This is a genomic window from Nocardiopsis sp. iso_186 (genome assembly GCF_056173365.1).
Genome location: NZ_CM149670.1, coordinates 176,933 through 191,469, shown reverse-complemented (window position 1 = coordinate 191,469; position 14,537 = coordinate 176,933). Strand labels below are relative to the sequence as shown.

Here is a 14,537-nt window from a genome sequence, read left to right as displayed (position 1 = left end):
TCAGGCGCCGACAGTCGCCGGAACGGCCAAGGGGGCCATCGGCGGAAGGGGATGGCGCCGTTCCCGGACCGCTGCGCGCGTGGTCTCCAGAATGACCCCGGCCACAAGGTCGGGCCGATCCAGCATCGGCACGTGACCGCATCCCAGAAGGGTCACCAGCCGTGCGTAGCGGATGCGCTCCACGGCTCTGCGGGCCGCTCGCGGCGCCAGCACGCGGTCCTGGCGGCCCCACGCAATGGTGACCGGGCAGGAGAGCTCCTTCGGACCGAAGGAGTAGGTGGCGACTTCGGGTGCGAGCCGGGTGAACGGGGAACCGACCGCGATGGCCGTGGTGTCGAAGCGCGGTCCGGGGCCGGACGGCTCCGCCTCCTCACCGCGCAGCACCCGCCGGGCAATGGCGAGCGCGGGCGGAGTACCGGCAGCGGCGGCCAGCAACTGCCCGGGGAGGCGGGCGGCTCCCCACATCCCCAGGGTGAGGATCCGGTTGAACAGCCCTTCGCGCACCGTGGTGAACCCGATGGGGGAGAACGCGGTGACGGACGCGGCGAATCCGCGGGCCCCCAGTTCAAGCGCGATCGCCCCGCCGAGCGAGTTTCCGACCAGGTGGGGGCGCTCCACTCCTGCACGCTCGCAGAACTGGGCGACGGAGTCCACCAACCACCGGATGTCGTAGGGCTCCGCCCGACCGGGTGCCGAGGACTTCCCGAAGCCCGGGAGGTCGGGGGCGATGACATCGTGTTCGGCAGCCAGAGTGCGCAGCACCGGGTGCCACGCCTCCTTGCGATGGCCGAGCCCGTGCAGGAGGACCAGGGGCCTGCCCCGTCCCATACGGTCGTAGACGATGTGAGACATCTTCATGAAATCAAGGTGTACCCGATCAGAAGGATCGCCGCTGACCTGCACGACTATGAATCTTCTTGCACCGCAGATGACCGTCGCGAGGGAATTCGGGGCACAGGCGCGTCATGGTGGGCCGTCAACGCCCGACCGTCGGGGTCTTCGGCCCGCCGAAAAATTACCCGTCGCACGACGGTCACGCCGCTCGCTTCGTTCGGGACGTGCCGCGCGGGGAGGGCACTCCACCGGGTTGCGCGAAACGGCCCGGTTGCCGGCACACGGTCAGCGGATCCGACGTGCCAGGCGCTCGTAGTCGATGACGAGTCCGTGGTGGTCCACCGTGAACTCGTACGATCCGAAGTCGGTGTCGCTGTACTCGTAACGGTCCAGCCCTCCCGAAGGGGCGAGCCGGGTGTAGCGCTGGCGCATGCGCTGGACCCGAAGGGTCGGCACGTCAACCCAGGCGACGTTGATGTCACGGTACTGACCCGGGACCAGCCCCAACCGGCGGATGGGGAGGGTGTTGGTGAGCGGGGCGGCCGCCACGTTGACGTCCACGCATCCCTCCAGTTCGAGGACCCGTGCACCGTCCGCCCACCACTGGCCGGCGGTGCGGACGAGTTCCAGGGTGCGCACCCCGTCGTCGCTGATCGCGTCCACCCGGAGTTCACGGGTTACCCAGGCCAGATCCGTGCACACGGTATAGCGGCAGGAGAAACGCTCGTGGGCGTCCACTACGACCACCTCACTGGCCTCCAGGCGGAACCCGTGCGGCTCGGTGATGAGCGTTCCCACGCACAGTCCGGCGGACACGTCGAGCCGGGACCAGGCGGCGGGCAGCTCATTGGTGGAGGCCATAGCGACCGTTCTATCGGTACCGCCCCGTTGATGCCACACCAAGTGTCCGCTTCGTGACACGGCGACAGAAGTCCCAAAGCGACGAAAGCCTCACGACCTGGACATGGACGCGATAGCGGCCCGGAACGCGCACCAGTCGTTCCGGACCGCCTTTTTCCATGATCCGGCGGGACCGTCCCCGTCCGGGCCGCCACCCGTCCGGATTCCGATCGCACGGGACTCGAAGAAGCCTGCCGATCCCGCCCGCCTCGGGGCCTGGGCGCGAGCGGACCGCCGCGTGATGTCCCGGCGCGTCCGGCAGCCTCTCCCTGCTGGTGATTGTTCCCCATAAGGCGAAGCCGCCGTGCACGCCCCGCTGGCCGCGACACCATATTCCCGCGCGTTCCCGCGCCGGAGGGGACGGACAGCGCCTGGAAGCGCCTGGCGCACACCGACCGTGCGACCGCCCCGTGAAAGACGGTCTCACACCGACGAACGCGGCCTTCCCTATTTCTAATGAAAAAGCCAAGAAGTCATTATTTTTCACGGTATTTGGTAGCTCTTGGAGTTTCCCGGTCTCGTGGAGTCCCCCATGGCCTACCCGCCATTCCCACCTCCTCCGTCGCACAAGGCACCGATGTCGGCCGGTGCGAAAGTCGGAATCGGCTGCGGTGGAGTCGCCGCTGCTTTGTGCTCATGGTCGGCTGCGGGGCCGGTCTCGACATGACCTCCCCCGCACCGAGTGCGACCGTCACGGCAACGTTGACGCTGGGGACGGGCGCAACGGTCACCGCTACGGAGACCGTCGCCCGGACGGTGACGGGGCCGGCTGCGAATAAGAGCGCACGGGCCCGGCATCGCGTAAACGGCTGCGGCCCGCCACCTCGTGAAGAGGGACGGGCCGCAGCCGGGCGCACATCAGTCCCAGTCCAGACCGCCACCCGTCTGGTACTCGATCACGCGAGTCTCGAAGAAGTTCTTCTCCTTCTTCAGGTCCATCATCTCCGACATCCACGGGAACGGGTTCTCGGCCTGCCCGAAGATCGGGGCCAGGCCGATCTGCTCAGCGCGACGGTCGGTGATGAAGTGCATGTACTGCTCGCAGGACTCGGCGTTGAGACCGAGAATCCCGCGCGGCATGGTCTGCTTGCCGTAGGCGACCTCAAGAGCGCACGCCTCGGTGAGCATGGCGCGCACCTCGGCCTGGAACTCCTCGTTCCACAGGTGCGGGTTCTCGATCTTGATCTGGTTGATCACGTCGATACCGAAGTTCAGGTGGATCGACTCGTCGCGCAGGATGTACTGGTACTGCTCGGCGATGCCGACCATCTTGTTGCGGCGGCCCAACGAGAGGATCTGCGCGAAGCCGGTGTAGAACCACATGCCCTCGAACACCACGTAGAAGGCGACGAGGTCACGCAGGAACGCCTGGTCGGCCTCGGTCGTCCCGGTCGTGAAGTCGGGGTTCTCCAGGTTCTGGGTGTACTTGAGCGCCCACGCGTCCTTCTCGGTGATCGAAGGGACCTCGCGGTACATGTTGAACAGCTCGCCCTCGTCCAGGCCGAGGCTCTCGCAGATGTACTGGAAGGTGTGCGTGTGCACGGCCTCCTCGAACGCCTGACGCAGCAGGTACTGGCGGCACTCGGGGTTCGTGAGGTGGCGGTACACCGCGAGCACGATGTTGTTGGCGACCAGCGACTCGGCCGTGGCGAAGAAACCGAGATTGCGCTTGAGCATCAGCCGCTCGTCGGCGGTGAGGCCGTCGGCGGACTTCCACAGCGCGATGTCGGCCTGCATGGCCACCTCGGTGGGCATCCAGTGGTTGTTGCACCCGGAAAGGTACTTCTCCCAGGCCCAGCGGTACTTCAGCGGCAGCAGCTGGTTGACGTCGGCGCGCGAGTTGATCATCGCCTTGTCGGCGACGTTGACCCGGCCCGCGCCGGACTGGATCTCCCCGAGCCCGGTGGCGTCTGAGGTGGTGGTCATAATCGGCTCTCTTCCGCGTCTGTTCAAAGCCGGGGGGCGGTGCGCACCGTACGCGCGCACCGCCCCCGGCGATCGGTCGTCGAGGCCCCGGCACCGGGGGCCGGTACTACTGGCAGGCTTCGCACTCGGGGTCGTCGATGGAGCAGAACGAACCGGCGTCGGGGTCGATGTCGGGCACCGAGGCGGTTCCCGCCGCGGGAGCCGGAACCGGGGCGGGCGCCGGGGCGGCCGGGGCCGAGGAGGCGGAGACGGCGTTGAGCTTGCCGTCGGTCCCCTTCAGCGTGCTCTTCTCCACGTGCGTGGCGCTCTGCGAACGGAGGTAGTACGTGGTCTTGAGGCCCTTGCGCCAGGCACGACGGTACAGCTCGTCGAGCTTGCGACCGCTCGGAGCAGCCATGTAAAGGTTCAACGACTGGGCCTGGTCGATCCACTTCTGCCGCCGCGAGCCGGCGTCCACCAGCCAGGACGGGTCGATCTCGAAAGCCGTGGCGTAGAGCTCCTTGAGGTCGGCCGGGACACGGTCGATCGCACCGAGGCTGCCGTCGTAGAGCTTCAGCGCCGAGACCATGTCGTCGTCCCACAGTCCACGGTCCTTGAGGTCGCGGATCAGGTAGGGGTTGACCACGGTGAAGTCGCCAGACATGTTCGACTTCACGTAGAGGTTGCGGTAGATCGGCTCGATCGACTGGCCGACGCCGGTGATGTTGGCGATGGTCGCGGTCGGCGCGATGGCCATCACGTTGGAGTTGCGCATCCCGACGGTGCGCACCCGCTCGCGCAGGGCGTCCCAGTCGAGGCGCTGGGTGGTGTCCACCTCAAGGTCGCCGCGGCGCGCGTCGTCGAGCAGACGGAGCGAGTCGATGGGCAGGACGCCCTTGCTCCACAGCGATCCGTCGAAGGAAGCGTAGGAGCCGCGCTCCGCCGCGAGCTCCACGGAGGCCGAGATGGCGTGGTAGCTGATGAGCTCCATGCTCTCGTCGGCGAACTCCACGGCCGCGTCGGAGGACATCGGCAGCCGCAGCTCGAAGAGCGCGTCCTGGAAACCCATCAGGCCCAGGCCGACCGGGCGGTGACGCATGTTGGCGCGCTCGGCCTCGGGGATCGTGTAGAAGTTCACGTCGATCACGTTGTCGAGCATGCGCACCGCGGTGTGCACGGTCCGGCGCAGCCGCTCGGCGTCCAGCCCGTTGGGGCCGACGTGGTTGGCCAGGTTCACCGAGCCCAGGTTGCACACCGCGACCTCGTCGGCGCTGGTGTTCAGGGTGATCTCGGTGCACAGGTTGGAGGAGTGCACCACACCGGTGTGCTGCTGCGGGGAGCGCAGGTTGCACGGGTCCTTGAAGGTGATCCACGGGTGGCCGGTCTCGAACACCATGGTCAGCATGCGGCGCCACAGGTTGACCGCACGCACCCGGCGAAACACCTTGATCTCGCCGCGGTCGGCGGCGCGCTCGTAGGCGGCGTAACGGCGCGCGAACTCCTCGCCGTAGAGGTCGTGCAGGTCGGGGACCTCGTTGGGGGAGAACAGCGTCCACTGGGCGTCCATCTCGACCCGCTGCATGAACAGGTCGGGCACCCAGTTGGCGGTGTTCATGTCGTGCGTACGGCGCCGCTCGTCACCGGTGTTCTTGCGCAGGTCGAGGAACTCTTCGACGTCGATGTGCCAGGTCTCCAGGTAGGCGCAGACCGCGCCCTTGCGCTTTCCGCCCTGGTTGACCGCGACGGCGGTGTCGTTGGCGATCTTGAGGAACGGCACGACGCCCTGGCTCTGGCCGTTGGTGCCCTTGATGTGGGCGCCCATACCGCGCACGGGCGTCCAGTCGTTGCCCAGGCCGCCGGAGTACTTGGACAGCAGGGCGTTGTTGCTGATGCCGTGGAAGATCTGCTGGAGGTCGTCGCCCACCGTGGTGAGGAAGCAGGACGACAGCTGGGCGCGCGTGGTCCCGGAGTTGAACAGGGTCGGCGTGGAGCACATGAAGTCGAACGAGGACAGCAGCTCGTAGAACTCGATGGCACGGGCCTCGCGGTCGTCCTCCTTGAGCGACAGGCCCATGGCCACGCGCATGAAGAACGCCTGCGGGAGCTCGTAGCGGGTGCCGTCGTTGTGCAGGAAGTACCGGTCGTAGAGCGTCTGCATACCCAGGAACGTGAAGTCGAGGTCACGCTCGGGGTGCAGGGCCGCGCCGAGTCGGTCCAGGTCGAACGAGGCGAGCTCAGGAGTGAGCTGCTCCAGCTCGATGCCACGGCGCACGTACGCCTTGAGGTAGTCGGCGTAGCGTTCGGCCATCCCGGCCTGGGTGGCCTCGGCGAACTCGCCGTCGAGGAAGGTCAGGGCCTCGCGGCGCAGCTTGTCCAGCAGCAGGCGCGAACTCACGTAGGAGTAGTCGGGGTCGGTCTCCACGTAGGTGCGGGCCGCCATGACCAGGGCGAGCTCGGTCTCGGCCGCGCTGATTCCCGGATAGAGGTTGCGTCGCGTCTCGTTGATGACCGTCTCGGCGGTGACACCGCGCAGACCGGCACACGCCTCTCCGACGACGACCCGGATCCGCTCCATGGGGTCGGTGGCGGGCGAGTGCGATGCGGGCGCGATGTCCGTGTCGAGGGTCATGGTGGCTCCAACCAGGTAGACGACAACCGGTTGGGGTTTCGAGAGTCGGGGCGCGTACGACCAGGGGGCGCGACCTCGGCCACGGACCTCTCCCCTGATGCGCGGCGGCTTTCCCTCGGAGCCCCGTTCTGTGCGTTGGTTTAGGCGCACTGGTGGCAGGTATTCGGACTCGCGGGCACCGAGCGCGCAAGCACTCCGGCCTGTCGGCCGCCGCTTCCGGGGTTCTCCCCGAACCCGGAGCTCCGATGACGGCCCTGGTTCCCACTCACCGTTGTGGGACAGTCCCGGAATCACACCGAGTTCCCTCTTGCCCCACCAGGAACTCACTCCTCCTGGTGAACCACCAACGAGGGAAACCCTACAACAACCGGGACCCCATTTCCCTCAACATCTAGTGGGCTCTTCACCAAGTCAGCACCACATAGTGTGTTTCGGCTGTATGTCGCACGGCGTGTCGCGTTGCAGTGCCGAATTGGGTCCGGTGACCTGCCCGCACATCTTCGACATGGACGGCACTCTGCTGCGCGGATCCACGGCGAGCCTGGAGACCTCCCGGGTGAACCGGACCGTAGCGGAGCTTACCGAGTTGGAACGCCTGTTCGTTTCGGGAGCCCTCGGTCCGCCCGGATTCGCCACCCGGCCGCCCGCCTTGTGGCGAGGGCTGACCATGGCGCAGGTGCGACAGGCATACGCCCGGAGCCCCTTCCTGACGGGGATCGCCGAGGTGTCCCCCGACTTCTCCGCCACGCTTCTTCTCGGCCACGGCTTCGACGCGGTCAGGGCCTCCGCTTTCCCCGCACCGCCGTTCACCGCCCCGGTGGTCGCGGAGAGCATCCTCACACCCGCTGACAAGGTCCGGCTCGCCGAGGAGGTCCGGTTGCGCGAGGGGATCGCCCTTGAGCGATGCGTGGCCCACGGCGACTCGATGAGCGACGTCCCGCTGTTTCGGCATTTCGGCACCACGGTGGCCGTCAACAGCGACCGGCACCTCACCGAGCAGGCCGATGCAGACTATCGGGGCACCAGCCTCCCGGGAGCCTGCGCACTGGGCAGGATGCTGCTCGATGCACGCTGAGCAGCACCGATGCCGAAAATTCCGAACTTTCTCGCCTGGCGTGTCCTGCGCAACGCCGCGACCCGGAGGCGAGACGACTCAGCAGGGTCTCGTCCGGACCGCGCCGACCAAGGCGTCGGTGGACGAAGCTCTCGAAGCCGGTGCCGGCCGGCTGAGCATGGACGGACGCCTGCACGGCCGCCTCCCTCGACGGGCGGGGCCTCCGGCGGCACGGGGTCGGCCGTCGGGGATTACTCGTCGAGCATCCGGTCGAACTCGTCCTCGCGCAGCCCCAGATCCATGCGGATGCGAAACCTGATGCGCAGCAGTTCCATGAGCAGGTCGTGGACGTAGGGCGAGACGTCCTGGTGGCGGAACCGCCGCACCCCCAGGGTCGCCCACTCGTGCGCGCCCTCGAGGTCGTCGTGGGCGAGCAGGGTCTCGGCGATGTGGATGTAGGTGGGCAGGTTGCGCGCGCCCGAGGCGCTGAGGCGCTCCAGTTGGGCGTAGGCGTCATCGATCAGGTCGAGCTCCAACAGTGCCCCGCACAGCAGCGCCCTGGCGCCGATGATGGTGGGCCCGCCGTCGTCGATGGCGCGCTGGTAGGCAGCAGCCGCGCGTTCGGGCTCCTGTGCCATCTCCCACTGCTCTCCGGCGCGCACGAATAACTCGGCACGGCAGATTTCGCTGTCGGCCTCGACCTGGTTGGCGAGGTCGAGCAGTTCTCTGGCCACCGCTATGTGGTCGCCGGACTGCACGGCGCGGAACTCCAGCCGATCGAGGTCGGCAGTCGTCACGCGGGTCATCGCGGTCCTCCCTCGATCCTTGCCGGCGCCCAGGCCCCAGTCACTCACGCGCGGGAACGCTCCAAAGCATCCCAGAAGCCCTGGCGCAGGGCGTGTCGAACCTCGTCGCGCAACAGGAAGTCGATGGGGAGCGCAGACCCCTGGAGCAGTCGTGCCTCCAGGTCGGAGGGCATCCGTGGTTTGCGCGCCAGGACCGCCTCCAACCAGAGGATGGGGGCGTCACGCGCGATGGACTCGGCGAAGTCGCTGCCCTCTTTTGCCGCCAGGGCCACGGCCTCGTTGACGGTCCGGGTGGCCGAGGGGTCTTGCGGGGTGTAGCCGACCCTGGGCGTGGGGTTGGTGTAGGGCCCGTGCTGGATCCGCTCGGCTCGGCGGCGGGGGCCAGTAACCGGCTCGAAGCCTCCGGAGGCTCCGTGCGTATTCCGGTATCCGGGATCAGTTCCCGTACTGGCCCCAAAAGTAGGGTTTGGTCCGGTGTTACCCCCGTAACCGGGATTCTCACCGTTTCCGGAACCGAACCGGGGGTCCGGTGGCCCACCCCGCGTAGGCGGTGGGGCCTCGCGGTCGTATCCGCCGCCCATCATGGGTTCGCGGTGCCCGCTGGACTGGTGCTGACCGGCCTGCCCAGGCACGGGATAGCCCCCCTGCGAGGGCTGGTAGCCACCCGGCTGGCCGCCGCGCATGCCCTGCTGCGGGCCGGTGGACTGCCTGGGGGACATGCTGGGCTGCGGCCCCGTGCCGGAGCGCGCAGCGAGTCCGGGGTGCTCCCCGGTCGGCGGGCGTGCCGCGAGGCTGGGGTGCCCGCCGGTCTGCGACTGGGGCGGAACGCCGCCGGTCTGATAGCCGGACACGTCCACCGGGCCGGTGCGCGGCTCGATGCCGGAGGTGCCCTGAGGGGCGAGGTGGTCACCGGTGGCGCGCTGCTGGGCGATGGTCTGGCGCATGGCGCGCAACTGATCCATGGCGGTGCCCCCGGTGGCAGCCTGCTGCGCACCGGTCTGGGCGAACATGACATCGAGCTGGGCGTTTGCGGCCGGCTCGACCCGGGAGGCGCCCGCGTGCGCGGTGACCGGCTGCCGGGTGACCTGCCCCACACTGGGGCGCGATCTCCCGTTGGCCAGCGGTCCGGTGTGCGCGGCCGGCACGGTGTCGTCGGCGGGGCCTCCGGCGCCGGCAACCAGGTTGACGTGCGGACGCAGGTGCCCCGCACCGATCTCGATGAGGTCGTCGCACTCGCGGCGCAACGCACGGGAGATGGTCCAGTTGCCCTCGACCGAGATGTTGACGACGGTGACCCGCACGCCCAACTCCTGGATCTCGGCCACGATGGGGGCCATGTCCTCGTCGCCGCTGATGAGCACGGCATCGCACAGGTTTCCGCTGCGTGCCAGCGCGAGCATGTCGCGCTGGACGTAGGTCTCGACACCCTCCCTGCGACCGGGGCGGATACGGGCTGCGCGGAACTTCACGCCGGGGATGTCAGCGATGCCGTCCTGCTCCTGGGAGCGGCGGCCGTCGGCGGCCGCCTCATACCAGTAGCAACGCAGCAGCGGCAGTCCCGTGCGGTCGCGGGCGACCTCGTCGAGCAATTGGACGAGTCCCGCGTAGTCCCATGACACGGAATCGCGGTTGCGCGTCCCATGTACAGCCATCGCACCGTCGGCCAGGAGGTAGCCGGCGTCAACGAACAGAGCGCAGCGATCCACGCGACACCGCCCCTTCCTCGGTCTGGTCCCCGGGGGCTTGGGCCCGTGCCCGGGGTTCGTCCTGTCAGTCGGCATTCGGCCAAAGTCAGGCCGGGCCACAGCCTAGCCAAGTCTGTGCCGTTTTGTGTGCGACCCAGCACACTTAGCTCCTGTGAGCTAGGTAAAGAAAGAGGAACGAACCAGAGCCGAAATACCCTAGTGGTGCGGGATTGTAAGAAATTCTTCCTCGCCTTCTCCCGAGGTGCGGCTACGGGCGGTGTCCGAACGCACACGTCCCTTCGGGACCGAGGAACGTCTTTCCCTGGTCGGAGGCGGGTCGCGTACAAGCGGTCCGGAACCTGACGATTATCCGTGGACGCGGATCTGATGCACCAACGGTATTTCGCCTCCGACACGACGACTTCTCCGGATCGGACCGACACGCCCTGGGGCCACGGACAAGACAGCCGAAGGCGACCTCCCCCATAACGGCTGCGGAGCGCTCGGCAGTCGGACGCACGGGGTCTAGGGCCGGATGGCCGCGGTCACCGCCACGGCGCCAGCCAGGTAGGCGTCGCCCCGGGAGACCAGGCGCAGGACCGGTGACCGCGGCAACGGCGCCGAGAATCTGACGACGTCGGTGCCGAAGGTCAGCGGTGGCCCGACCGCACCGGTCGAGGAACTCGCGAAAGCGTTCGCCGGATCGCGGTCTCCGCCCTGCGGTGTCAGCGCTGCACCGTTGAGCAGAACCTGGTCACCGGCGATGCCCGCGTCCCCTTCGAAGGCCACCACGTCGATGTCGGCCTGCGCACCGGCCGGCAGGAGGCCGCTGAGCGGGAACTCCATCGTCTCTCCCTGGAACACCAGTGACGTGCCGTCCAGCACCATCGCCTGATTGACGGTGGCCGACGGGTCCTCCACGACCACTACGAGACTCCATCCCGCGTAGGCGGCATAGCCGGTTCGGGTGGGAACGTCGCCGACCCACCACTCACCGCCACCGTGACCGCGCACCAGCTCGGTGACGTCGGCGAACGCCTGGTAGGCCGCAAAGCCCGGGAAACGGACCGTGCCGACCTCCTCGGCCCGCACGGTGGTGAAGGAGTCCGCCCCGGGACCACGGACCTTCGCGCTGGGACTGTGCGGCGTACCGACCCCGGAGAAGTACAGCCCCGCCCAGCGGACGGAACCACCGGCCGGCAGATCCCAGACCGCCGAACTGGAGGAGGCGGTCGCACGGTCGTCGTCCAGGTCGAGGTGCTGCATGTCCCAGTGGTCGTTGTTGCGCCGGTCGCCCTCCCGCTGGAGGGCCCGTGCGCACGGGCCCTCCGGTTCCGGCAGGGGCCGGGCACTCGGCGTGGGCCCGGGTTCGGGCGTCGGCGCGGGGCCGGGTGCGGTGGTGGGGTCGGGTGTGGGCTCCACCTGCTGGGGGGCGGGGAGCGCTCCGGGCGCGGGGTCCGCGCCGTGGCCCGGGTCGGCCTTCCCGGGTTCGCCCTCGTCCTCACCACCGCCCTCGGGGCCGGTGGACGGGGACGGGGCGGCGTCCTCGACGAGGCCCCGAACCGGTGCAGGACGTTCGTCGGCGGGTGCGGGCGCAGTGCGCGGGAAGACGCCCCACGGCCAATCGGCCGACGCGGCCTCGTCGTCCTGATCGACACAGGTCATCAGGGAGTTGCCAACGGCGAGGCCGCGCACTCTGCCGGCCGCGGCGTACCGGGCGGCGCTCCCCGAGGGATCGACCCCGTTGGCTGCCTCCGCGGTCGCGGTCACTCGTCCCGAGCGCACCGAGACTCCGGGGCGACCGCCCTCGACAGCGCTGTTGGCCACGTTGACGTCGAGATAGGCGCTGCTGTCCGCCCCCGCGTCCAGAGCCGAACGCACGCACTCGGCTCCGGTCACCGTGGCGGTACAGCTCCATCCGTCCAGGACGGTCGGATCGGCGGGGTTGACGGGGAAGGCATTGCCCGCCCGCCCCGAGGAGACCAGGGTCACGCCCCCGGGAAGGGTGACGTCGGCGACGACGTCGTCGACGGTGGTCCCGCCCTCGTTGAGCACTCCGAGCACGACGATCCCGGGCCGACCGGGGACCAGCGCACCAACCGGGTCGATGTCGGCGACGAAGCGCGGAGGGCTCGGTTCGGACGGGGCCGAGGGGCCCACCGGAGGTCGGGGTCGGTCCGGTTCCTCGACGGGGTCCGGGGACGGCAGCGGCGGCTGGAGCACCACGGATTCCTCGGGTGCCGGCGGCGGTGCCCCAGCAGGTGACGGTGGAGCCGGGGCCGCCGGGGCGGGATCGCCTGGCGGGGGCGGGGCCGGGACATCGGGTACCGGTGGGTCGGCGGGCTCCTGGTCGGAGCGGGGCTGGGCGGGCGGCGCGGCGACCGGAGGCTGCGCGGGACTCGGCCGCACCTGCTCTTCGTTGCTGACCACGGCCAGAGCGGCGGACGCGGCGACCACGGCCACGGCGGTGCCCGCTGCCACGGCCTGCTGCTGACGTTTGGGCAACCGTCCCCACCACCCTCCCGCCAGCACCCCGCCGGGCAGTGCGGCGAGGTAGGCCGCCGCGGCCGGCCCCAGGACGAGCGGTGCCATGACTCCGCGCAGTGCGACGTTGACATCCATCAGTTCGGCATAGACGGCACGGCAGTCGGCGCACCCGTCCAGGTGGCGGTCCACTGTGGCGGTGTCGCGCTTGGCCAGGCCGCCGCGCACGTAGGCGCCGAGATGGTCCAGAGCAGAACGGCAGGACTCGGCGGGAGCCCCGCCCGCCAGGTGCATCTGCAAGTACGCCTGGCGCAGCCCTTCGCGTGCCCGGTAAGCCAGCGCGGCCACACTGTTGGCGCTCATTCCCAGGACCGCGGCGACCTCGGCGGGCTTTTCCCCTTCGATCTCGGTGTGCCACAGGACCGCCTGCCACCGCTCCGGCAGGGACGAGAAGGCCCGCGCGATCAACGAGCGCTCCAGACCGTCGAGCGCCGGGTTGACGAAGGGCTCGCCGCGGTCGAACGCCTCCATGTCGTCGGTGACGAACTGGCGCTTCTCACCGCGGAACCGGTCGTAGGCGGCGTTGCGCACGGCGGTGAGCAGATAGGGGCGGAACCCGTCCTCGGGGCCCCCGCCTCGCTGGACGACGCTGAGCACGCGGGCGAACGCCTCCGAGACGGTGTCGTCCACCTCGGATTCGCCGCGCACCAGTTGGCGTGCCAGGCCCCGCGCGGAACCGGCGTGACGCTCGTAGAGCGCGGCGTAAGCCTCCGTGTCACCGCCTCGAACAGCAGCTATGAGCTGACTGTCACCAATGGCCGACTCAACGTGATCGTTCAACGCGTCAGTCATGCCCCGTACCCCTTCGGCGGCAACGTCCGCTGCCGGTCACATCGTGGATTGCGGGCGCACGCCCCCTCGGGAGGGGCGCGGCGCCGGGCCGCGGCGGCGTGCCCGGAACCGCCGTGGGTCGGCTGCTCCCGGTAACCGCGCGGGCCAGGTGGTTCGAAAAGTGCGTCCGAAAGAAAATATCCCGTATCTCGCGTCATAGCCGCCACCGATCTCCGTGTTTAGGGGTGAAGGCGTTCGGACGGGCCCGTATGCGTCGGGGGCAGGGCCCGTCCGAACCCCTCATCGGACCGTCAGGATCAGGAGGCAGGCATGGAGGGTTCCGGCACGGAGGGCCCGAACCTGGTGGGCCACGCGGACGCGGGCACCACCGGGAGACTGCGCGCGCTCTGGTGCCGTCGCAGTCGCCAAACCGGTTGGGAGCCGCCCGACGACTGGTGGACGCCCGCGGTGGACTCCGTGTGCCGGGCGGCGGAGACCGGAAACGGTCTGGTGGAAGCGTGCACGCGCTTCGGCCGGGCACGCGCCCGCTCCGGAGTGGGCGTCGGCGCGGCACTGGACGACTTCCTCGCCCTCGGCGACGTGCTGCGCTGGCCCAGACCTCCGGCTTCCTTGGTGAAGGCCCTGGTGGAGGGATGGGTCAACGGGGGCCGGTCCAGCGACGACTGCCTGGACCCGCTGACCGGGCTGACCACCATGGCCTACCTGCGGACCAGGTTGGGCGAGTTGTATCGGAGCACCGCCCCGGAGCTGACCCACCGCCTGCTGATCATCGGACTGGAGGCGGGGATCGATCCGTGGCGGCGGACCGCGCGGCTGATCATGCTGGGGCACGAGATGCGGCGCCGTTTTCCGCGGGGGGAAACGTTGTCGCTGCTGAGCCGTACCCGGATCGGAGTGCTCGCCCCCACCGGCCCCGATCTCGACGCGCATGTCCGCGTCCTGCGCGTCGAGCTGTCGCGTGCGCACGGGGCGGAGCTCTGGAGCGTCCCAATGCCCCCGACCCACTCGGAGGCACTGTCTTTCCTCGATGACGTGGGGAAACCCCCCATGCTCAGATAACCGACCCCCCTACGCCGTCGATGTCGTGCGGTCCCGCAGAGGGGGCGGGACCCGGCGTCGGCGGCCCGGCCGGTCCAGGCGTACCCCGCAGAGGGGACGGGGGCCTGGACCGGTCCCGATGGAAACGCCGCCGAGGCGGTAGCAGCGGTCTTCTGGCCCGGCTCATCAGGGCGGCCGCTCGCCCGATCGGCGTTTCCCATGGCACCGGGCGGTGTGGGGACACCGCCCGGTGCCCGTGTCGGAGTGCGCCCGCGAAGGGGAGTGCGGGCGCGCTCCGACAACCACCACGCTCACAGCCCCCACTCCGGCCGGGGGTGGTTCAGGGACGC

At 69.4% G+C, this 14,537-nt stretch carries 9 protein-coding genes and 1 riboswitch; of the genes, 2 read left to right on the top strand and 7 right to left on the bottom strand.

The features are described 5' to 3' along the window. The 4 genes from AC0VYP_RS00845 to AC0VYP_RS00830 form a co-directional block, all read right to left on the bottom strand. On the bottom strand, positions 1 to 858 hold the full coding sequence (locus tag AC0VYP_RS00845) for an alpha/beta fold hydrolase (RefSeq protein ID WP_285761289.1): 858 nt from the start codon (positions 856 to 858) through the stop codon (positions 1 to 3). Between the two features lie 261 nt (positions 859 to 1,119). Continuing rightward, on the bottom strand, positions 1,120 to 1,695 hold the full coding sequence (locus AC0VYP_RS00840; RefSeq protein WP_475472081.1) for a putative glycolipid-binding domain-containing protein: 576 nt from the start codon (positions 1,693 to 1,695) through the stop codon (positions 1,120 to 1,122). An 897-nt stretch (positions 1,696 to 2,592) separates the two neighbouring features. Continuing rightward, positions 2,593 to 3,660 (bottom strand): ribonucleotide-diphosphate reductase subunit beta, encoded by a 1,068-nt coding sequence (locus AC0VYP_RS00835; RefSeq protein ID WP_475472080.1) that lies wholly within the window; start codon positions 3,658 to 3,660, stop codon positions 2,593 to 2,595. A 106-nt stretch (positions 3,661 to 3,766) separates the two neighbouring features. Next, positions 3,767 to 6,268 (bottom strand): ribonucleoside-diphosphate reductase subunit alpha, encoded by a 2,502-nt coding sequence (locus tag AC0VYP_RS00830; protein WP_475472079.1) that lies wholly within the window; start codon positions 6,266 to 6,268, stop codon positions 3,767 to 3,769. A gap of 137 nt (positions 6,269 to 6,405) precedes the next feature. Then, positions 6,406 to 6,628: riboswitch (cobalamin riboswitch) on the bottom strand. A gap of 121 nt (positions 6,629 to 6,749) precedes the next feature. Here AC0VYP_RS00830 and AC0VYP_RS00825 point away from each other — a divergent pair. Beyond that, positions 6,750 to 7,343, top strand: coding sequence for an HAD family hydrolase (locus AC0VYP_RS00825; protein ID WP_475472078.1), 594 nt, complete (start codon positions 6,750 to 6,752; stop codon positions 7,341 to 7,343). 230 nt (positions 7,344 to 7,573) lie between these two features. Here AC0VYP_RS00825 and AC0VYP_RS00820 read toward each other — a convergent pair whose 3' ends face one another. From AC0VYP_RS00820 to AC0VYP_RS00810, 3 genes are all read right to left on the bottom strand, one after another. Further along, positions 7,574 to 8,128 carry a hypothetical protein gene (locus AC0VYP_RS00820; protein ID WP_285761293.1) on the bottom strand — a complete coding sequence of 185 codons (555 nt, stop codon included), beginning with the start codon at positions 8,126 to 8,128 and terminating at the stop codon, positions 7,574 to 7,576. 44 nt (positions 8,129 to 8,172) lie between these two features. Next, positions 8,173 to 9,834, bottom strand: a complete 1,662-nt coding sequence (locus AC0VYP_RS00815; RefSeq protein WP_475472077.1) for an NYN domain-containing protein — start codon at positions 9,832 to 9,834, stop codon at positions 8,173 to 8,175. Between the two features lie 504 nt (positions 9,835 to 10,338). After that, positions 10,339 to 13,149, bottom strand: coding sequence for a sigma-70 family RNA polymerase sigma factor (locus AC0VYP_RS00810; protein WP_475472076.1), 2,811 nt, complete (start codon positions 13,147 to 13,149; stop codon positions 10,339 to 10,341). A gap of 309 nt (positions 13,150 to 13,458) precedes the next feature. On the opposite strand from AC0VYP_RS00810, the gene AC0VYP_RS00805 reads away from it, so the two are divergent. Then, complete coding sequence (locus tag AC0VYP_RS00805) at positions 13,459 to 14,208, top strand: hypothetical protein (RefSeq protein WP_475472075.1); 750 nt, start codon at positions 13,459 to 13,461, stop codon at positions 14,206 to 14,208. Positions 14,209 to 14,537: the final 329 nt, after the last annotated feature.